A 22,991-nucleotide genomic window follows, 5' to 3' on the forward strand; every position below is an offset into this window, starting at 1 on the left:
CGCCTTGCCACTGGGGGGGCGATTTGGTATCCCCCGCGCCATCGAACCGGCGCGGCCATGGCGGAATTGGTAGACGCGCTAGCTTGAGGTGCTAGTGCCGCGAGGCGTGGAAGTTCGAGTCTTCTTGGCCGCACCATCGCCGGTTCGAATGAAAAGGTAGACGAGAGGTCGCCGCCTGTTGGTAAATCCCAACCGGCGGCCCTTTTGTTTTTCAGGCGAGGAGACGAGCTTTGGCGGACGAACTCAGCGAAAGCGCCCTCCGATACCATCGCCTGCCCAGGCCCGGGAAGATCGAGGTCGTTCCGACCAAGCCGCTGGCGACCCAGCGCGACCTGTCGCTCGCCTATTCGCCCGGCGTGGCCGCGGCCTGCAACGAGATCGTGCGCGATCCCGGCACCGCCGCTGAACTCACCTCGCGGGCGAACCTGGTCGCCGTCGTGACCAACGGCACAGCCGTGCTGGGCCTTGGCGCGATCGGTCCGCTGGCGGCCAAGCCGGTGATGGAGGGCAAGGGCGTCCTCTTCAAGAAGTTCGCCGGTATCGACGTCTTCGACCTCGAGCTGGCCGAGCTCGACCAGGAGAAGCTGGTCGACATCGTGGCCTCGCTGGAGCCGACCTTCGGCGGCATCAACCTCGAGGACATCAAGGCGCCGGAATGCTTCTACGTCGAGCAGAAGCTGCGCGAGCGCATGAAGATCCCGGTGTTCCACGACGACCAGCATGGCACCGCCATCATTGTCGGCGCGGCGCTGCTCAATGCGCTGTCGCTGGTCGGCAAGGACATCGCCAAGGTGAAGCTCGTCGTGTCCGGTGCAGGGGCGGCGGCGCTATCGTGCCTCGGCGTGCTGGAGAAGCTTGGCCTGCCGCGCGAGAACATGTGGGTGACCGACATCGCCGGCGTGGTCTGGAAGGGCCGCAACGAGCTGATGGACCCGTGGAAGGAGCGCTATGCCCGCGACACGCAGGCCCGCACTTTGGGCGAGGTGATCGGCGGCGCCGACGTGTTCCTCGGCCTCTCGGCCGCCGGCGTCCTGAAGCCCGAGATGGTGTCCCGGATGGCCGCCCGGCCGCTGATCTTCGCACTGGCCAATCCCAATCCCGAGATCGCGCCGGAAGACGTCGCGGGCGTCCGCGACGACGCCATCATGGCGACCGGCCGCAGCGATTATCCCAACCAGGTCAACAACGTCCTCTGCTTCCCCTACATCTTCCGGGGCGCGCTCGACGTCGGCGCCACGACCGTCAACGACGAGATGAAGATCGCCTGCGTGCGCGCGCTGGCGGCGCTGGCGCGCAAGGAGCCCTCCGAGGTCGTGGCGCGCGCCTTCGGCGAGCAGGCCGGCGGCTTCGGCCCCAGCCAGATCATCCCCAAGCCGTTCGATCCGCGCCTGATCGTCGAACTGGCGCCGGCCGTCGCGAAGGCCGCCATGGACAGCGGCGTCGCGACGCGGCCGATCACGGATTTCGACGCCTATCGCCAGCAGCTCAGCCAGTTCGTCTTCAAGTCCGGTCTCATCATGCGGCCGGTGTTCGCCCAGGCGCGGTCCGATCCGAAGCGCGTGATCTTCAGCGCCGGCGAGGACGATCGCGTGCTGCGCGCCGCGCAGATCATTCTCGACGAGGGCATCGCCAGGCCGATCCTGATCGGCCGGCCCGGGATCATAAAGCGCCGCGCCGAGCGCCTCGGCCTGCGGTTCCAGCCGGGCGTCGACATCGAGCTGGTCGATCCGTCCAGCGACCCGCGCTACGACAAGTACTGGGGCGCCTATCACGAGCTGATGGAGCGGCGAGGCGTCACCGAACCGACGGCGCGCAACCTCGTGCGCTCCAGCCCGACCCTGATCGCCGCGCTGGCGGTGAAGCTCGGCGACGCCGACGCGATGATCGCCGGCGCCTATGGCCGCTTCCGCACCCACCTGGCCCATGTGCGCGACGTCATCGGCCTGCGCGAGGGCGCGAAGAACATGGCGGCGCTCAGCCTGCTGGTGATGCCGACCCGCTCGCTGTTCATCGCCGATACCTACGTGAACGACGATCCGGATCCCGAGACACTGGCCGAGATCACCCTGCTGGCCGCGGACGAGGTCCTGCGCTTCGGCATCCAGCCCAAGGTCGCGCTGATCTCGCATTCCAGCTTCGGCAGCTCCGATCATGCGTCGGCCCGGAAGATGGCGGCGGCGGTGAAGATCCTGCACCGGCGGGCACCGACCCTCGAGGTCGACGGCGAGATGCACGGCGACGCCGCGCTCGACGTCGACATTCGCAACAGCGTCTTTCCGCGGTCCAGGCTGAATGAGGCCGCGAACCTGGTTGTCTGCCCGTCGCTGGATGCCGCCAACATCTCCTTCAATTTGCTGAAGGAGGCGGCTGACGGGCTGCATATCGGACCGATCCTGCTCGGCACCGATCTGCCGGCACATGTCCTCACGCCGTCGGTGACCGCCCGCGGAATCCTCAACATGACCGCCCTGGCCGTGGTCGAAGCGCAGCGCCTCGCCGAGGCGCGTGGATGAGCGGCGAGATCGATCTCGTCGATGAAGTCACGCCGGACCTCGTCCGGCGAGTTGAGGCGGCCCTTGTCGAGAACAGGCCGGAAGAGGCGCGGGGCCTGCTGGCCAACCTCAGCGCTACCGGCCAGGCCTCCATCCTCGAACAGATTTCGGAGGAGGAGCGCGACACGCTGGTCGCGATCCTCAAGGACGATCTCGATCCCGAGACCCTCACCGAACTCGACGAGGAAGTGCTCGAGGACGTTCTCGATCAGCTCGACAGCAAGGAGATCGCGGCCGCCGCCCGCGAACTGGAGGCCGACGATGCGGCCACCATCCTCGAGGACCTGTCCGAGGACGAACGGCAGGAGGTCCTGGCCGAACTGCCGGCCGAGGAGCGTGCCGACATCGAGCGGGCGCTGGCCTATCCTGACGATACGGCCGGGCGCCTCATGCAGCGGTCGCTGGTCAAGGTCGCCGACACCTGGACCGTGGGCCAGGTCATCGACTATTGCCGCGAGGCGACCGACCTGCCCGACGACGTGTACGACATCTTCGTCGTCGATGCGGCGGGCCGGCTGCGCGGTTCGGTGCCGCTCGGCCGCATGCTGCGCACCAAGCGGCCGGTCCCGATCCTCGACATCGTCGATCCCGACATCCCGTCGCTGCCGGCGATGGCCGACCAGGCGGAGGTGGCACACGTCTTCCGCGACAAGAACCTGGTCTCGTGTCCGGTCGTCGACGGCGACGGGCGGCTGCAGGGCGTGATCATGGTCGACGACGTCGTCGACGTGATCGACGAAGAGGCCGAGGAGGACCTGCTCAAGATGGGCGGCGTCGGCTCCGACGACATGCATGCCGACACCGTGACGACCGCCCGGATGCGGGCGCCCTGGCTGCTGGTCAACGTCGCGACCGCCCTTGTCGCGTCCTTCGTCATCAGCCGGTTCGAGGACACGATCGAGAAGATCGTGATCCTGGCCGCTCTCATGCCGATCGTCGCGTCGATGGGCGGCAATGCCGGCATCCAGACCGTCACCGTCACGGTGCGCGCCCTGGCGATGGGCGAGCTTACTGCCGCCAACGGGATGCGCTTCATCGCCAAGGAAGCGGTCGTCGGCAGCCTGAACGGACTGTTGTTCGCATTTCTGCTGGCCTTGGGCGTGATCCTGATCTTCCACGACTGGCGGCTGGGCGCCGTGATCGCGGCCTCCATGGTCTGCAACCTGATGGCCGCGGCGCTGGCCGGCTCGCTGATCCCGCTCGGCCTGCAGAAATTCGGCGTCGACCCGGCCGTCTCCTCGACGGTGTTCCTGACCATGGTCACCGACGTGACCGGATTTCTCACCTTCCTCGGGTTGGCGACGATCTTCCTGCTTTGAGCTATCGTTGGCGGTGGAGGTCGTTCATGTCGGCAATCGTCCGTCTGGTGGCTGCATTCGCCCTGATGCTGGGTGCTTCCGTGGTGCAGGCGCAGAACAAGGTGCCGTCCGACCGCGTGCTGGAAGCGCTGGTCAAGAGTTCGCTGCTCAGCCTCAACGACGCCAATGTGACCGGCAACTACGCGGTGCTGCACGCGAAACTGTCCAAGCCGTTCCGCGAGCAGTTCCCGCCCGAGAAACTCAAGGCCACGTTCAGGGAATTCCAGAAGAAGAACGCCGACTTCGACATCATCGCGGCCATGCCGCCGAGCTACGATCCCCGGCCCGTCGTCGACGAGGACGGGAAACTGGTGGTGAAGGGCAGTTTCCCCACGGAGCCGTCGCGCCTGCGATTCGAGCTGGAATTCATTCCGTCGGACGGCGAGTGGAAGCTGATCCGAATCTACGTCAAGGTCGACCCGAAATCCTGATGTCCCTCGATAGGTAAGACAGATCATGATCCCGAATGCGATGCCGCCGTTCGATTTCGGCCTGGGAGAAACCGCCGACGCGCTGCGCGACCAGGTCCAGCGCTTTGCCTCGACCGAGGTCGCGCCGATCGCCGCCGAGATCGACAGGACCGACCGGTTCCCGCGCGAACTCTGGCCCAAGATGGGCGAGCTCGGCCTTCACGGCATCACCGTCGAGGAGGAATTCGGCGGCTCGGGCCTCGGCTATCTTGAGCATGTCATCGCCGTCGAGGAGATCAGCCGCGCCTCGGCCGCGGTCGGGCTGAGCTATGGCGCCCACTCCAACCTCTGCATCAACCAGATCCGCCGCACCGGCACCGACGAGCAGAAGAAGCGCTTCCTGCCCGGGCTGATCTCCGGCGAGCATGTCGGCAGCCTCGCCATGAGCGAGTCGGGCGCCGGCTCCGACGTCGTGTCGATGAAGCTCAGGGCCGAGAAGAAGGGCGACCGCTATGTCCTGAACGGCACCAAGATGTGGATCACCAACAGCCCCGACGCGCAGCTGATCGTGGTCTATGCCAAGACCGATCCGGCGGCCGGGCCGCGCGGCATCACCACCTTCATCGTCGAGACCGACCGCAAGGGCTTCAAGGTCGCCCAGAAGCTCGACAAGATGGGCATGCGCGGCTCCTCCACCGGCGAGCTGGTGTTCGAGGATTGCGAGATCCCCGAGGAGAACGTGTTGGGCGCGGTGGGCAAGGGCGTCAACGTGCTGATGAGCGGGCTCGACTACGAGCGCGCCGTGCTGGCGGCGGGACCCATCGGCATCATGCAGGCGGCGATGGACATCGTCGTGCCCTATGTCCACGAGCGCAAGCAGTTCGGCCAGGCGATCGGCGAGTTCCAGCTGGTGCAGGGCAAGCTCGCCGACATGTACACGACGATGAACGCCTGCAAGGCGTATGTGTATGCCGTCGCCAGGGCCTGCGACCGCGGCCAGACCACGCGCAAGGATTCGGCCGGCGCCATCCTCTACGCCGCCGAGAAAGCGACGCTGATCGCCCTCGACGCCATCCAGCTGCTGGGCGGCAACGGCTACATCAACGACTATCCGACCGGCCGCCTGCTGCGCGACGCAAAGCTCTATGAGATCGGCGCCGGCACCAGCGAAATCCGCCGCATGCTGATCGGTCGCGAACTGTTCGCCGAAACGGCCTGAGCGCGGTCACAGCCATGACGCAGGCTCCCGGCGCGGCCGTTCGGCTTGCGTGGGCGAGGTGCGCTCAGGGCCAGACCCCACATTCGACGAGCGCCGCGCCCTCGCTCCGGATCGCCTCGACCGTCAGCTCATGCTGGAAGGACAGAAGCGCCGGCGGATTGAGGATCATCCGGACGGTCGTCGTGACCGACCGGTTGTTCAGCTGGATCTCTATGGGCTGCAGGATGAGGTCCCTCGACCGATCGGTAGAGGTGGCGTGCAGGATCAGCACCGGCCCTGCCGGCCCGGTAACGGCGACATGGCCTGGCGAAATATCGATGTCGGCGGACGGCAGCTCGTTGGCCACGAGGTTCCAGCGGAAGCGGTCGAGGATGCGGACCTGCCGGCGTGAACCCAGGATCGTCAGGTTGAAGGCATTCTGCTCGAACAGCTTTTCGAGGTTCATGATCGCCGTCTGCGCCGCCCAGACATCAAGGAAGCCGCGTGAGCCGCACAGGAAGAAGCCGGAGTTGAGGTAGGGCGCAGATGGGTCGAAGCCGCTCACCAGAATCTCATAAGACGGTGCCGGCTCCATTGCCTGGTGCTCGCCGATGCTGACGCCGCTGTCGGCCACCGCGACGACATGCCCGTCGGCACGCATCGCGTCGAACAGCGCCTGCAGCGGGGCCTGAATATCGTTGAGCACGATCATGTCGGCGTCGATCCAGACAATGGCGTCGCTCGATACGGTGGCGACGTATCGGCCGAGATTGGCCTTGTAGTCCCATGGATGACGGGCCCGGATCTCCATCGGTTTGTCGAGCAGGACGTAGCGCCGGCGGACATAGGCCCGCTGCGCCTCGGTCAGGCCGAAGTCGCAGACATGGAGGGCGAGGCCAGGGCTGTAGCGGCGCAGCGATCCGCCGAGCAGCAGGAGCTGGGAGAACATGCCGGCGTCGACGCCGGTGACGAGGCACAATCTGGAATGCATCCGGGAATCTGGGATCGGGGCAAAAGTTGACGGTGGCAGGGCAAGTATACACACTGTGTATCTAACATGCCCCGCTATCTGACCGAACAGGACATTGCCAACTTCCGCGCCGAGCTGTGCCGGGTCGCCACCGAGCGGTTCGCCCGCTTCGGCTATGAGGGCGTCACCATGCGCCAACTGGCCGAGGCGCTGGGCTGCAGCCCCAAGACGCCCTATCGCTACTTCAAGGACAAGGCCGACATCCTGGCGACGGTGAGGGCGCAGGCCTTCTCCCGGTTCGCCGACGTTCTCGAAGCCGCCGCGGCGAAGGGCGAGGGGGCGCTCGACAAGGCGCGCCTCGTGGGGGATGCCTATCTGCGCTTCGCCGACGAACATCCGCATGCCTACCGCATCATGTTCGAGATCGACCAGCCGATCGGCGACGACCATCCCGACCTGCTGCGCGAATCGAAGCGGGCGCGCACCTTCGTGACCCGGCAGGCGGAAGAGATGGTGAAGGCCGGCCTGATCGACGCCGATCCGCTGCTGTTCGGCTGGTCGATGTGGGCGGCCACCCATGGGCTGGTCATGCTGAAACAGGCGGGCATGCTCGATCACGGGCCGGATGTCCGGACGCTCGCCGGCTATCATGGCGCGCTGATGTTCAAGGGCGCCTTGGCGGCTCCAAAGAAGACGGGGAAGAAACAATGACGGCAGGCGTCACGGCGGGCGAGCGGTTCCGCAGTTGGGCGGAGATCCGGGACAATGCGGCGCGGGCAGCCGGCGGTCTGGCGGCACTGGGCGTCGGCGATGACAGCGCCGTGGCGCTGATGCTGCGCAACGATTTCGCGACCTTCGAGGTCAACATGGCGGCGAGCCAGCTCGGCGCCTACGCCGTGCCGATCAACTGGCATTTCACGCCCGAGGAGGCGAACTACATCCTGCGCGACAGCGGCGCCTCGGTCCTGGTGGCCCATACCGACCTGCTGGCGCAGATCGCGGGTGGCGTTCCCGAGGGCGTGACGGTCTTCGCCGTCCCGACTCCCGATGAGATCGCCGCGGCTTATGGCGTCGCGGCCGAGAAGCGGCAGGTGCCGCCAGGTGCCGAGCCGTGGGATGCGTTCGTCGCGGGTTCGGCGCCGCGCACCGAACCGCCACGGGCGGCGCGTGGCAGCATGATCTACACGTCCGGCACCACGGGGCGGCCCAAGGGCGTGCGCCGCCAGCCCAGCACGCCCGAGCAGCAGGCCGCGGCGGCGCAGGAAGCGGCCCTGTTCTGGGGCCTGAAGCCCGATCCCGGGATCGTCGTGCTGATGAACGGGCCGATGTACCATTCCGCGCCGTCGGCCTACGGCAATGCCAGCTCGCGACTGGGCCTGCATATGGTGCTTCAACCGCGCTTCGAGGCCGAGGACATGCTGCGGCTGATCGCGCGGCACGGCATCACCCACATGCACATCGTGCCGACCATGTTCGTCCGCCTGCTGCGGCTGCCGGCCGAAGTGCGGGCGCGCTACGACGTCTCGTCGCTGCGCTTCGTGAGCCACGGCGCGGCACCCTGTGCGCCGGCGGTGAAGCGCCAGATGATCGAATGGTGGGGACCCGTCATCAACGAGTATTACGGCGCCACCGAGACCGGCGTCGTGGTCTGGCACGGCTCCGAGGACGCGCTGCGCAAGCCCGGCACGGTGGGCCGTGCGGTGCCCGGCGCGACCGTACGGGTCGTCGATGAAGAGGGGCACGACGTGGCGACGGGCGAGATCGGTGAGATCTATGTCCGTGGCCCGCACCTCGCGGATTTCACCTACAACAACGACGACGCCAAGCGCCGCGAGGTGGCGCTGGGCCAGCTCGTCACCGTGGGCGACGTGGGCTATGTCGATGCCGACGGCTTCCTGTTCCTGTGCGATCGCAAGCGCGACATGATCATCTCGGGCGGTGTGAACATCTACCCGGCGGAGATCGAGGGGGCGCTGATCCAGATGCCGGGCGTGCGCGACTGCGCCGTGTTCGGCATTCCGGACGAGGAGTTCGGCGAGCAGATTTGCGCCCATGTCGAGCCGGCCGCCGGCGCGACCCTCGATGCCGCCTCCGTGCGGGCCTATCTCGGGGAGCACCTGGCCCGCTACAAGGTGCCGAAGGTCGTCGAATTGAGCGCTGCCCTTCCCCGAGAGGATTCGGGCAAGATCTTCAAACGCAAGCTGCGCGCGCCATATTGGGAGAAGGCGGGCCGCCGCATCTGAGGAGTTCCATGGCCGACGACGACGTCACTCTGTCCGGCGAATTCAAGGGCAAGCTGGTCGACAGCAAGCAGAAGTGGGCCGAGGAAGGCCGCCTGCTCACCGGCAAGACGGCGGCCCCGACGGAACGTTTGCCGCCCGGCCAGCGCCTGGTCGAGACCTGGCCGGTCCTCGATCTCGGCATCAAGCCCGAGATTCCCACCCATGCGTGGCGCCTGTTCGTCGATGGTGAAGTCGAAGCTCCCGTCACTCTGAAGTGGGATGAGTTCAAGGCCCTGCCCCCGACGCAACTCACGAACGACATCCATTGCGTCACCGCCTGGTCGCGCTACGACAACAGGTGGGAAGGCGTCAGCGCCCGCGACCTGATCGCCCTGGTGAAACCGAAGGCCTCGGCGCAGCACGTGATCTTCCATTCCTACGACACCTACAAGACCAACGTGCCGCTGGCGGACTTCGCTGCGGAGGACGTCATGCTGGCCTGGAGCTGGAACGGCGAGCCGATCAGCCGCGAGCATGGCGGGCCGCTGCGCGTCGTGATTCCGAAGCTCTATTTCTGGAAGAGCGCCAAGTGGATCAAGCGCGTCGAATTCTCGGAGTTCGACAAGCCGGGCTTCTGGGAAGTGCGCGGCTATCACAATTACGGCGATCCGTGGCTGGAACAACGCTATGACGAGGAGCCTTGAACATGGGCGCACACGATTTCAGCTTCACCGCGATCGACGGCAAGCCGCTCGACCTGAAGAGATTTGCCGGCAAGCCGATCCTGCTGGTGAACGTCGCCTCCTATTGCGGGTTCACGCCGCAATACACCGACCTGCAGGCCCTGCATGAAAACTACGGGCCCCGCGGTCTCGTGGTGCTGGGCGTGCCCTGCAACGATTTCGGGGCACAGGAGCCTCGCGACGAAGCCGAGATCGCGAAGTTCTGCGAGTCGATGTACGACGTGACCTTCCCGATGACCGCGAAGCAGAAGGTGATCGGCCCCGAGGCCCACGACGTCTACAAGTGGATCGCGGCGGAAGCGGGCGAGGGCGCCGCGCCGAAGTGGAACTTCCACAAGTACCTGATCGGCAAGGACGGCAGCCTTCAAGGCGCCTGGCCGAGCCGCGTGCGCCCGGTGTCGAGCGAGATCACATCGGCGATCGAGGCGGCGCTGTAGAGTAGTCGGCGTCTCATTGGAGCGCGCCACTCCTGTGGCGCTCATGATCATGATTGCGCCACTGGAGTGGCGCGCTCCGCTGATCAGGCGTCGAGGGCGCGGCGGACCCCGTCGAAGACCTGGTGGAACATCTCGGTCGTGAGGCGGCCGGTGTTCGTGTTGTAGCGGGAGCAGTGATAACTGTCGGCGATCATCAGCCCGGTGGGCAGCTTGTGCAGGCGGCCGTGGATGAACGGATAGGCGCCGGCCGGCCGCACGGTCAGCGCCCGCAGGATCTGGTCGTGAGCGCCCTTGCCCAGTGCCACCAGGATTCGCAGCTCCGGCATGACGGCGAGCTCGGACTGCAGGAACGGCCGGCAGGCGGTGAACTCGACCGGCAACGGCTTGTTCTCGGGCGGCAGGCAGCGCACCGCGTTGGCGATGCGGCAGTCGACGAGCTGCAAGCCGTCGTTCGGATCGGCGCGGTAGGTGCCCTGCGCGAAGCCGAACTTCAGCAGGGTCGAGTACAGAAGGTCGCCGGCATAGTCGCCAGTGAAGGGGCGGCCCGTGCGGTTGGCGCCCTTCATGCCCGGCGCCAGCCCGACGATCAGCAGGCGGGCGTCGAGCTTGCCGAACGAACGGACCGGCGCGTTCTTCCAGTCCGGGAACTTGCCCTGCAGGTCGTGGCGGAAGGCCGCGAGCCTCGGACAGCGCGGGCAGTCGAGCGGCGGCTCTTCGAAGGCGGGCGCGGACACTGAAGCGGTTGGCCTAGGCCGAGCGCATCAGGGATTCCGGCGGCGCGTCGTACTCGGCTTCGGACTCGCGGGTGGTCGTGGCCGGGCGCGGGGCGCGCTCCGACGGGTTGCGGGCGATCAGCGGCGCCAGTTCGGACAGTTCGATGAAGTCGTCGGCCTGGCGGCGCAGCTCGTCGGCCACCATCGGCGGGGCGGACTTGATGGTGCTGACGACCGAGACCCGGATTCCGCGGCGCTGGACGGCCTCGACCAGCCGGCGGAAGTCGCCGTCGCCCGAGAACAGGATCACATGGTCGAGATGGTCGGCCATTTCGAGCACGTCGATGGCCAGCTCGATATCCATGTTGCCCTTGACCTTGCGGCGGCCCATGGCGTCGGTGAATTCCTTGGCCGGCTTGGTGACCATGGTGTAGCCGTTGTAATCCAGCCAATCGATCAGCGGCCGGATCGGCGAATATTCCTGATCCTCGACCAGGGCCGTATAATAATATGCCCGGACCAGCCGGCCTTTTTCCCGGAACACTTTCAGGAGGCGGCGATAGTCGATGTCGAAGCCCAGGGAGCGGGCCGCCGAGTAGAGATTCGCACCGTCGATGAACAGCGCGACGCGCTCGTTCTCGTAGAAGTTGCCCTTCATGGCGACCAAACCCTTTTTTGAAGAATATGCGCTGGCGAACGAAAATTATGCAGCTGCGAAAGGCTGGTAACCCATACCTCTCCTGGAACATATTAAGAGTAGGTTGTTAACCTATAGATCACAAGGGGTTGAGGGAACTTGCTGGTGGACAACACAGGCGGCCAACCGATTTTCATAGGTGCCGGCGCCAACCTGCCCCACCCATCCTACGCCTCTCCCCGCGAGACGCTGCAAGCCGCGCTGCTGGAACTGGACCGGCGGGGTATCCGCGTCCTGCGTTATTCCCGCTGGTACAGGACGGCCCCGGTCCCCGCCTCGGACCAGCCTTGGTACGTGAACGTGGTGGCCGAGGTCGCCACGTCGCTGTCCGCCGACGACCTGCTGGCCACCCTGCACGAAATCGAGGATCTGTTCGGCCGGGTTCGCAGTGTGCCCAATGCTCCCCGGCTGATCGATCTGGATTTGCTCGATTATCGTGGGGAAATAGCCGCTCCAGGGGCCGGGAGAGCCATCCTGCCGCATTCCCGCATGTCGGAACGGGCTTTCGTCCTGCGGCCTTTGGCCGATCTCGCGCCGACCTGGCGCCACCCGGTGTCCGGTACCCCGATCCACGACCTCCTGAAGGCCCTGCCGGCGGACCAGGTCGCCCAGCCGTTCCAGCCCGCCGGCTTGCCTTTTGGGCGGGGGCAGGTATAACCGCCGGCTTCCAGGAAATTCTGAGGTTCCCGCCCATGGCGCGTGTCACCGTCGAAGACTGCATCTTGCAGATCCCCAACCGTTTCGAACTGGTCATGTTTGCCTCGCAGCGCGCCCGCGACATCTCGGCCGGCGCCCAGATCACGCTCGACCGCGATCGCGACAAGAACCCGGTCGTGGCGCTGCGCGAGATCGCCGAGATGAAGCTCGATCAGGCGGTCCTGAAGGATTCCCTGATCTCCGGCATGCAGAAGCACGCCGACGTCGACAAGCCCGAGGAAGTCAACGAGATGGCCGAACTCGAGCAGGAGCTGGCCGCGGCGCTGGCGCAGGGCGGTGCGGAAGCGGCCCAGCCCAAGGCGCTGCCGATGGCCGAGGAAGACGACGTCAGCGAATAGTGTTTGAGGGCTGAGCCCTAACGGCGCTCAGCCTGCTATTCGTGCAAACGCCGTGGAGTGCACGCAATCGTCCCCATATAATGGGCGATTGTCATGATTCGTCAGTTTGAACTCGTCGAGCGCGTACATTCCTACGATCCGGATGCGGACGAGGACATGCTGAACCGTGCCTACGTCTATGGCCTCAAGAAGCACGGCAACCAGCTCCGCGCCTCGGGTGACCCCTATTTCTCACATCCCGTCGAGGTCGCCGGCATCCTGGCCGAGATGCGGCTGGATACCGACTCGATCGTCACCGGCCTGCTGCACGACACGCTCGAGGATACCGACGCCACGCGTGACGAGATCGCCAGTCTGTTCGGCGAGGACATTGCGCGTCTGGTAGACGGCGTCACCAAGCTCTCCCGCCTCGAGATCCAGTCGGAGAGCACCAAGGAAGCCGAGAACCTGCGCAAGCTGGTGCTGGCCATGTCGTCGGATATCCGCGTGCTGCTGGTGAAGCTGGCCGACCGCCTGCACAACATGCGCACGCTGCACCACATCAAGGAACCGGCGCGCCGCCGGCGCATCGCGCGCGAGACCATGGACCTCTACGCGCCGCTCGCCTCGCGCATCGGCATGGAGAATGTGAAGCGCGAGCTGGAGGAATTGGCCTTCGCCGAACTCAATCCCGATGGCCGGGCCTCGGTGCTGGCGCGCCAGGGCTACCTGCGCGAGCGCGGCGACAAGCTGGTGCCGCAGATCGAGGTCGAGCTGGTCCGGACGCTGAAGGACGGCGGGCTCGAGGCCCAGGTCTCGGGCCGCGAGAAGACGCCCTATTCGATCTGGCGGAAGATGCAGAGGAAGAACGTCTCCTTCGAGCAGCTCTCCGACATCATGGCGTTCCGCATCATCGTCGCCGACGTGGCGCAGTGTTATCAGGCGCTCGGCCTGCTGCACGGCCGCTATCAGGTGCTGCCGCAGCGCTTCAAGGACTACATCTCGGTTCCCAAGCCCAACGGCTATCGATCGCTGCACACCGGTGTGATCGGGCCGCTCGGGCAACGCATCGAAATCCAGATCCGCACCGCGGAGATGCAGGACCAGGCCGAGCGCGGCGTCGCCGCCCACTGGATCTACAAGCAGGGCGGCCCGTCGACCGACGCGCCGCAATATGCCTGGCTGCGCAGCCTCATGGACATCCTCGACAAGGCGCCCAACGCCGAGGAGTTCCTCGAGCACACCAAGCTCGAGATGTTCCAGGACCAGGTCTTCTGCTTCACGCCCAAGGGCAAGCTGATCGCCCTGCCGCGCGGCGCGACGCCGATCGACTTCGCCTATGCGGTGCACAGCCAGGTGGGCGACACCTGCGTCGGCGCCAAGATCAACGGCCGCATGCTGCCGCTGCGCACCCAGCTCTCGAACGGCGACCAGGTCGAGATCATTACGTCGAAAGCGCAGACGCCGTCGCCGACCTGGGAACGCTTCGTCGTCACCGGCAAGGCCAAGGCCGCGATCCGCCGCTTCATCCGGACGCGCCAGCGCGAGCAGTACATCCAGCTCGGCAAGTCGTTGCTCGAGAAGGCCTTCCATGAAGAAGGCTACGAGGTCACCGAGAAGGGCCTCGACGGCGTACGCATCAACTTCAAGCAGGCCTCGACCGACGACCTGATTGCGACGGTCGGCGCTGGTCTCGTCGGCGCCCGCGAGGTCCTGACGGCGGTCTACCCCGGGCTGAAGCAGCCACGCAAGGGTGGCGCCGACGTCGTGCCGATCTCGCGAGCCCGCTCGAAGTCCGGCAAGACGGCCGAGAACGGGCGAGGGGGCAAGCTCGAGGGCGAGCAGATTCCCATTCGCGGGCTGATCCCGGGCATGGCGCTGCACTTCGCGCGCTGCTGCCATCCGCTGCCGGGCGATCGCATCGTCGGCATCATCACGACCGGCAAGGGCGTCACCATCCATACGATCGACTGCGCCACCCTGGAGAGCTTCTCCGAGGCGCCGGAGCGCTGGATCGACGTCGGCTGGGATTCGGTGAGCGAAAGCGGAGGCGGCGTCTATACCGGGCGGCTCAAGATCACGGTCGCCAACCAGCCCGGCAGCCTGTCGAGCTTGTCCACGGTGATCGCCCGTCACCAGGGCAACATCTCCAACCTGCGCATCGTCAACCGGTCGATGGATTTCTTCGACATGGTGATCGACGTCGAGGTGTCCGACGTGAAGCACCTGGCCGACATCACCGCGGCGCTGCGCGCCACGCCCGCCATCAACGCCGTCGAACGCGCCCGCAATTGACGACTTCCTCGTTCCCCCTCTTCGAGAGCTGCGTATGACTGCGTCCAATCCCCTGCGTCTCGGCATCAACATCGACCACGTCGCCACGGTGCGCAACGCGCGCGGCGGGCACCTGCCCTATCCGCTGCGCGCGGCGCGCCTCGCGGAGGCGGCCGGCGCCGACGGCATCACCGCGCATCTGCGCGAGGACCGGCGTCACATCGTCGATGCCGACATCGAAGGCTTGATGCGCGAACTCAAGGTGCCGCTCAACTTCGAGATGGCGGCGACCCAGGAGATGGTCGACATCGCCTTGCGCCATCGGCCGCATGCCGCCTGCATCGTGCCCGAAAAGCGCGAGGAGCGGACGACCGAAGGCGGGCTCGACGCCGCCGGCCAGCACAACCACCTGAAGCCGATGGTCGCACGCCTGCGCGACGCCGGCATCCGGGTCTCGCTCTTCATCGAGGCCGACCCGCGCCAGCTCGAGGCCGCCGTCACGCTGGGGGCTCCGGTCGTGGAATTGCATACCGGTCGCTACTGCGAGGTCGAGGGCGAGGCCAAGCAGGCGGAACTGCACCGCATCCGCGAGGCGGCGGCGCTGTGCGCCAGGCTCGGCCTGGAATGCCATGCCGGCCATGGGCTGAGCTACGCCGACGTGGCGCCGATTGCCGCCATTCCCCAGGTGCGGGAACTCAACATCGGCCATTTCCTGGTCGGCGAGGCGATCTTCGTCGGCCTGGAGCCGGCGATCCGGGAGATGCGCCGCATCATGGATGCTGCGCGGGCCGGAGGGGCCGCCGCGTGATCATCGGCCTGGGCAACGACCTCTGCGACATCCGGCGCATCGAAAAGTCCCTGGAGCGGTTCGGCGAACGCTTCGTGCAGCGTGTCTTCACGGAAACCGAGCAAAAACGCTCGGAAGGCCGGGCAACCCGTGCTGCCAGCTATGCCAAGCGGTTTGCCGCCAAGGAGGCTTGTGCCAAGGCATTGGGCACCGGGCTGCGGGCCGGGGTTTTCTGGCGTGACATGGGTGTGATCAATCAGAAAAGCGGCAAACCCACCCTGGCCCTGACGGGTGGGGCATTGGCCCGGCTCCAAAAGATCACGCCGGCCGGCATGACGGCGCAGATCGACCTGAGCATCACGGACGAATACCCGCTCGCTCAAGCAGTCGTGATCATCTCGGCGGTCCCCAATCCATGATCCGCAAGGCGCTTTGGGCGATCACAGAGCCCCCATGCCGCGGCTGGGGCGGGAGACAGGGACCCCGGGCCCTGCTATAGCCCCGGCTTGTTCAAACTGGTACGGCGATGACGGACGTGGCTGAGCGTCGTAAGAGAACACAAGAAAAGACCGGCGGTTGGGGCGAAACCGTCCGGACGGTGGTCTATGCCGTCCTGATTGCGCTGGTCGTGCGGACTTTCGCCATCGAGCCCTTCAACATTCCGAGCGGCTCGATGATCCCGACCCTCCTGGTCGGCGACTACCTGTTCGTGTCCAAGTATTCCTACGGATACAGCAAGCACTCCTTCCCTTTCTCGCTCGGCGTCTTTTCGGGCCGGATCTTCGGTTCGCCGCCGGAGCGCGGTGACGTCGCCGTGTTCAAGTATCCCGGCGACCAGGGCCAGGGCGTCAACCGCACCGACTACATCAAGCGCATCGTCGGCATGCCGGGTGATCGCATCCAGGTGACGAACGGCCTGCTGCACATCAACGGCGTGGCCGTAGACCGGCTGAAGATCGGCGACCATGTGAAGGGCAGCAACGGCCACTACCAGAAGGGCACGCTCTACAGCGAAACCCTCCCCAACGGCCGCCGCTACACCGTGCTCGAGTATCGCGACGACGGCATGGCCGACAATACGCCGGAATTCCTCGTGCCGGCCGGCAGCTACTTCGTCATGGGCGACAATCGCGACGATTCGCTCGACAGCCGAACGCGGTTGATGCTGCGCGACTTCTCCGGCTCGACGCGCGACCGCGACCAGCTCGGCTGGTACGTGCCCTCGGAGAATCTCGTCGGCCGGGCGGAGTTCATCTTCTTCTCGCACGACCCGTCGGCTGCCGGTTGGCTGGAACCGTGGAAATGGCCCGAGGCGATACGCTGGAACCGCTTCTTCATGGCAATCCACTGATTTCGACGGACGTCGATCTCGCGGCGCTGTCGAAGGGTGTGGGTCATGTTTTCGCGCATCCCGAGCTTGCCGCGGAGGCGCTGACCCATCGCAGCGCGCTCGACCGCCGGCCCGAACTCAAGGCGGCCTTCCCGAACGGCAACGAACGGCTGGAATTCCTGGGCGACCGCGTGCTGTCGCTCGCGATGGCCGACCTGCTGCTGCGCCGCTTCCCACATGAGCGCGAGGGCGAGCTGGCGCGCCGTCACGCCGCTCTCGTGCGCGCCGAGACGCTCGTCGAAATCGCCACGGAAATCGACCTCGGCAGCCAGCTCCGCCTCGGCGATTCGGAGCGCACTCCGGGCACCAGCGTTCGGCCCAATATCCTGGCCGATGCGCTGGAGGCGCTTCTGGGGGCCATCTTCCTGGATGCCGGCCTGGAAGCCGCGGCGGCTAGCGTGGCCCTGCTGTGGGGCCACCGCCTCAGCAGCCAGGTAGCGGTGCCACGCGATCCCAAGACGGCGCTGCAGGAATGGGCGCAGGCGCGCCGTCTGCCGTTGCCTGTCTATCTCGAGGTCGATCGCGAAGGACCGCCGCACGCGCCGGTCTTCGTGGTCGATGCGGTGCTCAAGGGACACGAGCCCGCGCGCGGCCGGGGCGGCAGCAAGCGCGAGGCCGAGCGGCTGGCGGCCATGACATTGCTGGAAAGGTTGAACGGGGCATGAGCACAGCTGCAACGCGGGCCGGCTTCGTCGCCGTCGTCGGCGCGCCGAACGCCGGCAAATCGACCCTGGTGAACGGCCTGGTCGGCTCCAAGGTGAGCATCGTGTCGCCCAAGGTGCAGACCACGCGCATGCGCGTGATCGGCATCGCGATGACGGACCTCCCCGACACGGGCGAGGGCCCCTCGCGGGCGCAGGTCGTGCTTGTCGATACGCCGGGCATCTTCCGCGTCGCCAAGCGGCGCCTGGAACGCGCCATGGTCGCTGCCGCCTGGCAGGGCGCCGACGATGCCGACCTCGTGGCGCTGGTGGTCGACGCGGAACGCGGCGTCGGCGAGGAGACGAAGGCGATCGCCGGGCGGCTGAAGGAGTCGCGGACGCCGCGCTTCCTGGTCCTGAACAAGATCGACCTGGTGCCGCGCGAAAAGCTGCTGGCGCTGACGGCCGAGCTGAACGCCATCGTGCCGTTCGAGCGCACCTTCATGGTGAGCGCGCTCAAGGCCGACGGCATCGGCGACCTGCTGACGGCCTTCGCGCAGGCCGTGCCGCCGGGACCGTTCCTCTACCCCGAGGACCAGGCGGCGGACCTGCCGCTGCGCCTGCTGGCGGCGGAGGTGACGCGCGAGCAGGTGTTCCTGCAGCTTCACCAGGAGCTGCCCTACGAGGCGGCGGTCGAGACCGAGAAGTGGGAGGATCGCCCCGATGGCAGCGTCCGGGTCGAGCAGACCATCCATGTCCAGCGCGAGGGCCAGCGCGCGATCTTCCTCGGCAAGGGCGGCGCCCGCATCAAGCAGATCGGCGCGCGCGCGCGTCACGAACTCTCCCAGATGCTGGAGCGCCCGGTGCATCTCTTCCTGCACGTGAAGGTGAGCGAACGCTGGGCCGACGATCCCTCGCACTACCGCTCGATCGGGCTCGACTATCAGTCCTAGGACGGCATGACGTCGAGCGTATCGATCACCGCGCCGCCGGCGTCACGATGGCTGACCGTCATCACCCCTGACTTTCCGTCGATCTTCACATGCCCGAAGTGGCAGGAGCCCTCGAGCGGCGAAAGATCGAAGCGGCCGGGGGGCGGGACCTTCTGGAACACGACCTGCGGGCCGAACGTGCCGTCGAGCGCGTTGGGACCGAAGCCGCCGGCGCAGAGCGGGCCCGACACGAATTCGTAGAACGGCGTGAAGTCCTGGAAGGCGGCCCGTGCAGGGTCGTAGCGATGGGTCGCGGGATAATGCACATCCGCGGTGATCCAGTGCACGTTGCGGATGCCCTCGCGCTTGATGAAGGCGAGCAGTCCCGCGATCTCCAGTTCGCGGCCCAGCGGCGGGCCGTCATCGGCATTGGAGACGGCCTCGAAGCCGGACTTGCGGCGCCAGTCGTCGTAGACGACGAGGCCGAGGGGCATGTCGGCCGCGATGATCTTCCAGGTCGCGGTGGAGCCCTTGAGTGCCTGTTTCAGCCAGGCGACCTGTTCCAGACCGAGAAAAGCGGCTTCCGGGCCGGTCGCTTCCTGCCGATTGGCGCCGTTGGGTGCCCGGAAGCTCCGCATGTCGAGGCGGAAGAGGTCGAGGTGCGGCCCGAACGAGAATTTGCGATAGAGGCGCATCGGCCCGTCGAGCCCGTCGGCGAGGGGCATGAACTCGCGGAAGGCGCGCTCGGCGTGGCGCGCCAGCAGTCCGACGTCCTTCTCCCGATAGCGCACATCCTCGTCGAGGCGCTTCTCGCGGTACCAGTTGTCGACGACGTCATGATCGTCCCACAGGGCGATCATCGGGATTTCGGCGTTGAAGCGGCGCAGGTTGGCGTCGAGGAAATTGTAGAGGTGATTGCCGCGGAACTCGTCCAGCGTCTCGGCGATCTTCGACTTCGACTCGGTCGTGAGGTTCTTCCACACGCGTCCGTCGGGCAGTTTCTTTTCCGGCAAGAGTGGATCGTCTGCATAGATCGTGTCGCCGCAATGCACGAAGAAGTCGGGCGCCAGCGACCGCATCGTCTCGTAGATCGTCATGCCGCCAATGGCGGGATTGATGCCCCAGCCTTGGCCCACCGTATCGGCCGACCAGACGAAGCTCACATCGCCTTTGGTGGCTGGGGGAGTACGGAAGCGCCCGGTCACCCACTCGCTGATCGCCGCGTCGTTCGCGAGATCGGCATAGGCAATGCGATAGAAGATCGTCTGGCCCGGCGGAAGGCCGGCCAGCCGCAGGCGCGACGTGTAGTCGGTCGCTTCGAGCGCCGTTGGTCCCTGGACACGCGTTGCGCTGGCAAAGCTTTCCGTCGTTGCATGCTCGATGATCATGCGCGCCGGCCGGTCGGCGCGGCTCCACAGTGTCGCGCCGTCGCTACCGATATCGCCCGCTTGCACGCCTTGCAGCATCTGCGGCCGGGTGTCGGCGGGCCGGGCAAGGCCGGGAAGGGGCAGGGTCGTCAGAGCGCCCGCACCCAGAAGGGTGCGGCGTCTCAGGTTCGGCATATCGACTTCGGCATCGGCCGGAACCTAGCGCGATTCACCGGGACGCGGCATACACGGACGCATGGACTGGAACGACGAAGGCATCGTGCTGGCGGCGCGGTCTCACGGAGAGACGGGCCTCGTTGTATCGCTGCTGACGCGCGAGCACGGGCGGCATTCCGGTTTCGTGCCAGGCGGCGTATCCCGGCGTGCCCGTCCCATCTGGCAGTCGGGCAACCTGGTCGAGGTCGGCTGGCGCGGGCGGCTTCCCGAACAGCTCGGCAACTACTCAGGCGAATTGCGCGAGCCGCACGCCGCGCGCGCCATGGACGATGCCTCCGAACTGGCCGGGCTCGCGGCGGCCTGCGCCGTCATCGATGCCGCCCTGCCAGAGCGCGAACCGCATCCGGCGATGTTCGACGGGTTCAAGGCCTTCCTGGGCGTGCTCGGTCATCCCGGCTGGCCCACCATCTATGTCCGCCTCGAACTCGGCCTGCTGCAGGAGCTGGGCTTCGGCCTCGATCTCGAGAAATGCGCGGCCACGGGCTCGACCGATGACCTGGCCTATGTCTCGCCCCGGACGGGCCGCGCCGTCTCCCGCGCGGCCGCCGGACCCTACAAGGAGAAGCTGCTGCCGTTGCCGGGCTTTCTATCCACCGGCGGACCGTCGTCTGGTCGCGACGAGCTGCTCCAGGGCTTCGATCTGACGGGGTTTTTCCTAGAACGGCACGTTTTTTGGCCGCACAACAAGCCCTTGCCTCCCGCCCGGTCGAGATTTATGGAATCGCTCCAACGCTAGATAAATCGGGCCACGGCAGGAACTGCGGCTCTTCCCCTCGTCACGCTGGTCCATGGCAAAGCGCAACAACGTCGTCCAACTGGCCGAAGTGAAGCCGGTGCAATTCGGAGACGCGCTCCGCGAGCGCTATCTGTCGTATGCGCTGTCGACCATCATGTCGCGGTCGCTGCCGGACGTGCGCGACGGGCTGAAGCCCGTGCATCGCCGGCTGATGTACGCCATGCGCCAGCTTCGGCTCGATCCGAACAGCGCCTTCAAGAAGAGCGCCCGCGTCGTCGGCGACGTGATCGGCCAGTATCACCCGCATGGCGACCAGTCGATCTACGATGCGCTGGTGCGCCTCGCCCAGGAATTCGCCGCGCGCTATCCGCTGATCGAGGGGCAGGGCAACTTCGGAAACATCGACGGCGATAATCCCGCCGCGATGCGCTACACCGAGGCGCGCCTCACCGAGGTGGCCGAGGCGCTGCTGGGCGGCATCGACGAGAATGCCGTCGACTTCCGGCCCAACTACGACGGCTCGACCGAAGAGCCGATCGTGCTGCCGGGCGGCTTCCCGAACCTGCTGGCCAACGGTGCTGCCGGCATTGCCGTCGGCATGGCGACCTCGATCCCGCCGCACAATGTCGGCGAACTCTGCGACGCGCTGCTGCATCTCATCAAGACGCCCAACTCCCGCATCGAGACGCTGGTCGACCTGGTGAAGGGCCCCGATTTCCCGACGGGCGGCATCCTGGTCGAGCCGCGGGAATCCATCGTCGAGGCCTACAGGACCGGCCGCGGCGCCTTCCGGCTGCGCGCCCGATGGGAAGTCGAGCAGCTGCCGCGCGGCCAGTACCGCATCGTCGTCACGCAGATCCCGTATCAGGTCCAGAAGGGCAAGCTGATCGAGCGGATCGCCGAGATCATCAATGCCAAGAAGCTGCCGATCCTCGAGGACGTGCGCGACGAGTCGGCCGACGACGTGCGCATCGTGCTGGAGCCGAAGACCGGCAACGTGCCGGCCGAGCTCCTGATGGAGCAGCTCTTCAAGCTGAGCGATCTCGAGACGCGGTTCCCGCTGAACCTCAATGTCCTCGACAAGGACAACACGCCGCGCGTCATGGACCTGCGCGAGGCGCTGCAGGCCTTCCTCGACCACCGGCGCGAGGTGCTGGTGCGCCGTTCGACCTTCCGGCTGGCCGCGATCGAGCGACGCCTGGAGATCCTCGACGGCTACCTGATCGCCTATCTGAACCTCGACAAGCTGATCAAGATCATCCGCGAGGAGGACGAGCCCAAGCCCAAGATGATCAAGGCTTTCGGGCTCACCGACCTGCAGGCCGAGGCGATCCTGAACATGCGCCTGCGCGCTCTGCGCCGGCTCGAGGAATTCGAGATCCGCGGCGAGCACAAGAAGCTCAGCGCCGAGCGCAAGGACCTGAAGGCCCTCCTGAAGAGCGATGAGCTTCAGTGGAACGCGATCGCCGACGAGGTGCGCGAGACCAAGAAGAAGTTCGGCGGCAAGACCGAGCTCGGTCGCCGCCGCACGGAGCTGGCCGATGCGCCGGCCGAGATCGAGCATGCGATCGAGGATTTCGTCGAGCGTGAGCCGGTGACGGTGATCTTGTCCGAAAAGGGCTGGATCCGCGCGGCCAAGGGCCATCTCGATGACAAGGCCGCCGGCGAACTGAAGTACAAGGAAGGCGATACGGCGCGCTTCGCCATCCACGCCCAGTCGACCGACAGGATTCTGTTGTTCGGGACCAACGGCCGCTTCTACACGGTGGGCTGTGATCGCCTGCCGAGCGCTCGCGGCCATGGTGAGCCGATCCGGCTGATGATCGAGCTGGGCAACGACCAGGACATCGTCCAGCTCGAAGTCCTGAAGGGCGGCCGGAAGTTCCTCGTGGCGTCCGATGCCGGACGCGGCTTCGTCGTGCCGGAGGACGAGGTCGTGGCGCAGACCAAGAACGGCAAGGGGGTGCTGACCCTCGCCGACAAGGAGAGGGCGCAGGCCTTTGGCGTCGTACCCGAAGGCGCAAACTCCATCGCCGTGCTGAGCGAAGGTCGCAAGCTGCTGATCTTCCCCCTCGACCAGGTGCCCGAAATGGGCCGCGGCCGCGGCGTGCTGCTGCAGAAGTCGAAGGGCGACCGGCTGTCGGATGCGCAGGCCTTCGTCCTTTCGGAAGGGCTGCCGTGGGGCAACCGGACCATTCCGGCGGCTGAGCTGAAGTTCTGGCGGGGCGAGCGCGCCCAGGCAGGGCGCATGCCGGAGAAGGGCTGGCCACGGGCCAAACGCTTCAAGGATTGA

21 protein-coding genes, 1 tRNA gene and 1 pseudogene are annotated in these 22,991 nt (G+C 66.4%); 19 read left to right on the forward strand and 4 right to left on the reverse strand.

What is annotated here, in order from left to right; translation table 11 throughout:
• Positions 1 to 51 precede the first annotated feature (51 nt).
• The 5 genes from EPO41_RS18755 to EPO41_RS18775 all read left to right on the forward strand — a co-directional run bounded on the left by EPO41_RS18755 (position 52) and on the right by EPO41_RS18775 (position 5,539).
• A tRNA-Leu gene (locus tag EPO41_RS18755) sits at positions 52 to 136 on the forward strand.
• A gap of 94 nt (positions 137 to 230) precedes the next feature.
• A complete protein-coding gene (locus EPO41_RS18760; protein WP_296328081.1) occupies positions 231 to 2,513 on the forward strand; it encodes an NADP-dependent malic enzyme in 2,283 nt (760 codons plus the stop codon).
• Positions 2,510 to 3,871, forward strand: coding sequence for a magnesium transporter (mgtE, locus tag EPO41_RS18765; protein ID WP_296328084.1), 1,362 nt, complete (start codon positions 2,510 to 2,512; stop codon positions 3,869 to 3,871). Before EPO41_RS18760 ends, mgtE begins: the two co-directional genes overlap by 4 nt.
• 26 nt (positions 3,872 to 3,897) lie before the next feature.
• Complete coding sequence (locus EPO41_RS18770) at positions 3,898 to 4,341, forward strand: hypothetical protein (RefSeq protein WP_296328086.1); 444 nt, start codon at positions 3,898 to 3,900, stop codon at positions 4,339 to 4,341.
• A 25-nt stretch (positions 4,342 to 4,366) separates the two neighbouring features.
• A complete protein-coding gene (locus tag EPO41_RS18775; RefSeq protein WP_296328089.1) occupies positions 4,367 to 5,539 on the forward strand; it encodes an isovaleryl-CoA dehydrogenase in 1,173 nt (390 codons plus the stop codon).
• Positions 5,540 to 5,603: 64 nt separating this feature from the next.
• Here EPO41_RS18775 and EPO41_RS18780 read toward each other — a convergent pair whose 3' ends face one another.
• A complete protein-coding gene (locus EPO41_RS18780; RefSeq protein ID WP_296328092.1) occupies positions 5,604 to 6,509 on the reverse strand; it encodes a hypothetical protein in 906 nt (301 codons plus the stop codon).
• Between the two features lie 66 nt (positions 6,510 to 6,575).
• On the opposite strand from EPO41_RS18780, the gene EPO41_RS18785 reads away from it, so the two are divergent.
• From EPO41_RS18785 to EPO41_RS18800, 4 genes are read left to right on the forward strand one after another with little or no spacing between them, the layout of a single operon-like run.
• On the forward strand, positions 6,576 to 7,199 hold the full coding sequence (locus EPO41_RS18785) for a TetR/AcrR family transcriptional regulator (protein WP_296328095.1): 624 nt from the start codon (positions 6,576 to 6,578) through the stop codon (positions 7,197 to 7,199).
• Complete coding sequence (locus EPO41_RS18790; protein WP_296328098.1) at positions 7,196 to 8,731, forward strand: acyl-CoA synthetase; 1,536 nt, start codon at positions 7,196 to 7,198, stop codon at positions 8,729 to 8,731. Before EPO41_RS18785 ends, EPO41_RS18790 begins: the two co-directional genes overlap by 4 nt.
• 8 nt (positions 8,732 to 8,739) lie before the next feature.
• Positions 8,740 to 9,414, forward strand: a complete 675-nt coding sequence (locus tag EPO41_RS18795) for a sulfite oxidase-like oxidoreductase (RefSeq protein ID WP_296328102.1) — start codon at positions 8,740 to 8,742, stop codon at positions 9,412 to 9,414.
• A gap of 2 nt (positions 9,415 to 9,416) precedes the next feature.
• Complete coding sequence (locus EPO41_RS18800) at positions 9,417 to 9,890, forward strand: glutathione peroxidase (RefSeq protein ID WP_296328104.1); 474 nt, start codon at positions 9,417 to 9,419, stop codon at positions 9,888 to 9,890.
• 83 nt (positions 9,891 to 9,973) lie between these two features.
• Here the strand turns inward: EPO41_RS18800 and EPO41_RS18805 are convergent, their stop codons facing one another.
• Both EPO41_RS18805 and EPO41_RS18810 read right to left on the reverse strand, forming a co-directional pair.
• On the reverse strand, positions 9,974 to 10,624 hold the full coding sequence (locus EPO41_RS18805) for a uracil-DNA glycosylase (RefSeq protein WP_296328107.1): 651 nt from the start codon (positions 10,622 to 10,624) through the stop codon (positions 9,974 to 9,976).
• Between the two features lie 13 nt (positions 10,625 to 10,637).
• The gene (locus EPO41_RS18810) at positions 10,638 to 11,261 is read right to left on the reverse strand and encodes an NYN domain-containing protein (RefSeq protein ID WP_296328109.1); all 624 of its coding nucleotides are present in this window, start codon (positions 11,259 to 11,261) and stop codon (positions 10,638 to 10,640) included.
• Positions 11,262 to 11,405: 144 nt separating this feature from the next.
• Between EPO41_RS18810 and folK the strand changes: the two genes are divergently transcribed.
• From folK to era, 8 genes and pseudogenes are all read left to right on the forward strand, one after another.
• On the forward strand, positions 11,406 to 11,957 hold the full coding sequence (folK, locus tag EPO41_RS18815) for a 2-amino-4-hydroxy-6-hydroxymethyldihydropteridine diphosphokinase (RefSeq protein ID WP_296328700.1): 552 nt from the start codon (positions 11,406 to 11,408) through the stop codon (positions 11,955 to 11,957).
• Positions 11,958 to 11,992: 35 nt separating this feature from the next.
• Positions 11,993 to 12,307 (forward strand): annotated as a pseudogene (gene rpoZ, locus EPO41_RS18820) (DNA-directed RNA polymerase subunit omega); the annotation flags it as partial.
• Positions 12,308 to 12,448: 141 nt separating this feature from the next.
• Complete coding sequence (locus tag EPO41_RS18825) at positions 12,449 to 14,629, forward strand: bifunctional (p)ppGpp synthetase/guanosine-3',5'-bis(diphosphate) 3'-pyrophosphohydrolase (protein WP_296328112.1); 2,181 nt, start codon at positions 12,449 to 12,451, stop codon at positions 14,627 to 14,629.
• Positions 14,630 to 14,663: 34 nt separating this feature from the next.
• Positions 14,664 to 15,416, forward strand: coding sequence for a pyridoxine 5'-phosphate synthase (locus EPO41_RS18830; RefSeq protein ID WP_296328115.1), 753 nt, complete (start codon positions 14,664 to 14,666; stop codon positions 15,414 to 15,416).
• Positions 15,413 to 15,814: a holo-ACP synthase gene (acpS, locus tag EPO41_RS18835; protein WP_296328118.1), complete on the forward strand. Its 402-nt coding sequence runs from the start codon at positions 15,413 to 15,415 to the stop codon at positions 15,812 to 15,814. Before EPO41_RS18830 ends, acpS begins: the two co-directional genes overlap by 4 nt.
• Before the next feature lie 107 nt (positions 15,815 to 15,921).
• Entirely contained in the window at positions 15,922 to 16,746 is an 825-nt protein-coding gene (lepB, locus tag EPO41_RS18840; protein ID WP_296328120.1) for a signal peptidase I, read from the forward strand.
• Complete coding sequence (rnc, locus tag EPO41_RS18845; protein ID WP_296328122.1) at positions 16,698 to 17,450, forward strand: ribonuclease III; 753 nt, start codon at positions 16,698 to 16,700, stop codon at positions 17,448 to 17,450. The genes lepB and rnc overlap by 49 nt, the downstream gene beginning before the upstream one ends.
• Entirely contained in the window at positions 17,447 to 18,379 is a 933-nt protein-coding gene (gene era, locus EPO41_RS18850; RefSeq protein WP_296328123.1) for a GTPase Era, read from the forward strand. Before rnc ends, era begins: the two co-directional genes overlap by 4 nt.
• Here era and EPO41_RS18855 read toward each other — a convergent pair.
• Positions 18,376 to 19,920: an alkaline phosphatase D family protein gene (locus EPO41_RS18855; RefSeq protein ID WP_296328125.1), complete on the reverse strand. Its 1,545-nt coding sequence runs from the start codon at positions 19,918 to 19,920 to the stop codon at positions 18,376 to 18,378. The genes era and EPO41_RS18855 overlap by 4 nt on opposite strands.
• A gap of 61 nt (positions 19,921 to 19,981) precedes the next feature.
• Here EPO41_RS18855 and recO point away from each other — a divergent pair, with 61 nt between their 5' ends.
• Both recO and parC read left to right on the forward strand, forming a co-directional pair.
• On the forward strand, positions 19,982 to 20,698 hold the full coding sequence (gene recO / locus EPO41_RS18860; protein ID WP_296328127.1) for a DNA repair protein RecO: 717 nt from the start codon (positions 19,982 to 19,984) through the stop codon (positions 20,696 to 20,698).
• Positions 20,699 to 20,750: 52 nt separating this feature from the next.
• Entirely contained in the window at positions 20,751 to 22,991 is a 2,241-nt protein-coding gene (gene parC / locus EPO41_RS18865; RefSeq protein WP_296328131.1) for a DNA topoisomerase IV subunit A, read from the forward strand.

It is taken from the genome of Reyranella sp., from assembly GCF_004297265.1.
Lineage (GTDB): Bacteria > Pseudomonadota > Alphaproteobacteria > Reyranellales > Reyranellaceae > Reyranella.

Bases quoted from the DNA above. Each gene is read 5' to 3' on its own strand.
- EPO41_RS18775 (WP_296328089.1), top strand. From the start codon at position 4,367: ATGATCCCGAATGCGATGCCGCCGTTCGATTTCGGCCTGGGAGAAACC.
- rnc (WP_296328122.1), top strand. From the start codon at position 16,698: ATGGCCCGAGGCGATACGCTGGAACCGCTTCTTCATGGCAATCCACTG.
- EPO41_RS18785 (WP_296328095.1), top strand. From the start codon at position 6,576: ATGCCCCGCTATCTGACCGAACAGGACATTGCCAACTTCCGCGCCGAG.
- EPO41_RS18790 (WP_296328098.1), top strand. From the start codon at position 7,196: ATGACGGCAGGCGTCACGGCGGGCGAGCGGTTCCGCAGTTGGGCGGAG.
- EPO41_RS18800 (WP_296328104.1), top strand. From the start codon at position 9,417: ATGGGCGCACACGATTTCAGCTTCACCGCGATCGACGGCAAGCCGCTC.
- era (WP_296328123.1), top strand. From the start codon at position 17,447: ATGAGCACAGCTGCAACGCGGGCCGGCTTCGTCGCCGTCGTCGGCGCG.
- EPO41_RS18810 (WP_296328109.1), bottom strand. From the start codon at position 11,261: ATGAAGGGCAACTTCTACGAGAACGAGCGCGTCGCGCTGTTCATCGAC.
- EPO41_RS18855 (WP_296328125.1), bottom strand. From the start codon at position 19,920: ATGCCGAACCTGAGACGCCGCACCCTTCTGGGTGCGGGCGCTCTGACG.
- EPO41_RS18770 (WP_296328086.1), top strand. From the start codon at position 3,898: ATGTCGGCAATCGTCCGTCTGGTGGCTGCATTCGCCCTGATGCTGGGT.
- recO (WP_296328127.1), top strand. From the start codon at position 19,982: ATGGACTGGAACGACGAAGGCATCGTGCTGGCGGCGCGGTCTCACGGA.
- EPO41_RS18830 (WP_296328115.1), top strand. From the start codon at position 14,664: ATGACTGCGTCCAATCCCCTGCGTCTCGGCATCAACATCGACCACGTC.
- lepB (WP_296328120.1), top strand. From the start codon at position 15,922: ATGACGGACGTGGCTGAGCGTCGTAAGAGAACACAAGAAAAGACCGGC.
- parC (WP_296328131.1), top strand. From the start codon at position 20,751: ATGGCAAAGCGCAACAACGTCGTCCAACTGGCCGAAGTGAAGCCGGTG.
- EPO41_RS18795 (WP_296328102.1), top strand. From the start codon at position 8,740: ATGGCCGACGACGACGTCACTCTGTCCGGCGAATTCAAGGGCAAGCTG.
- EPO41_RS18825 (WP_296328112.1), top strand. From the start codon at position 12,449: ATGATTCGTCAGTTTGAACTCGTCGAGCGCGTACATTCCTACGATCCG.
- EPO41_RS18780 (WP_296328092.1), bottom strand. From the start codon at position 6,509: ATGCATTCCAGATTGTGCCTCGTCACCGGCGTCGACGCCGGCATGTTC.
- mgtE (WP_296328084.1), top strand. From the start codon at position 2,510: ATGAGCGGCGAGATCGATCTCGTCGATGAAGTCACGCCGGACCTCGTC.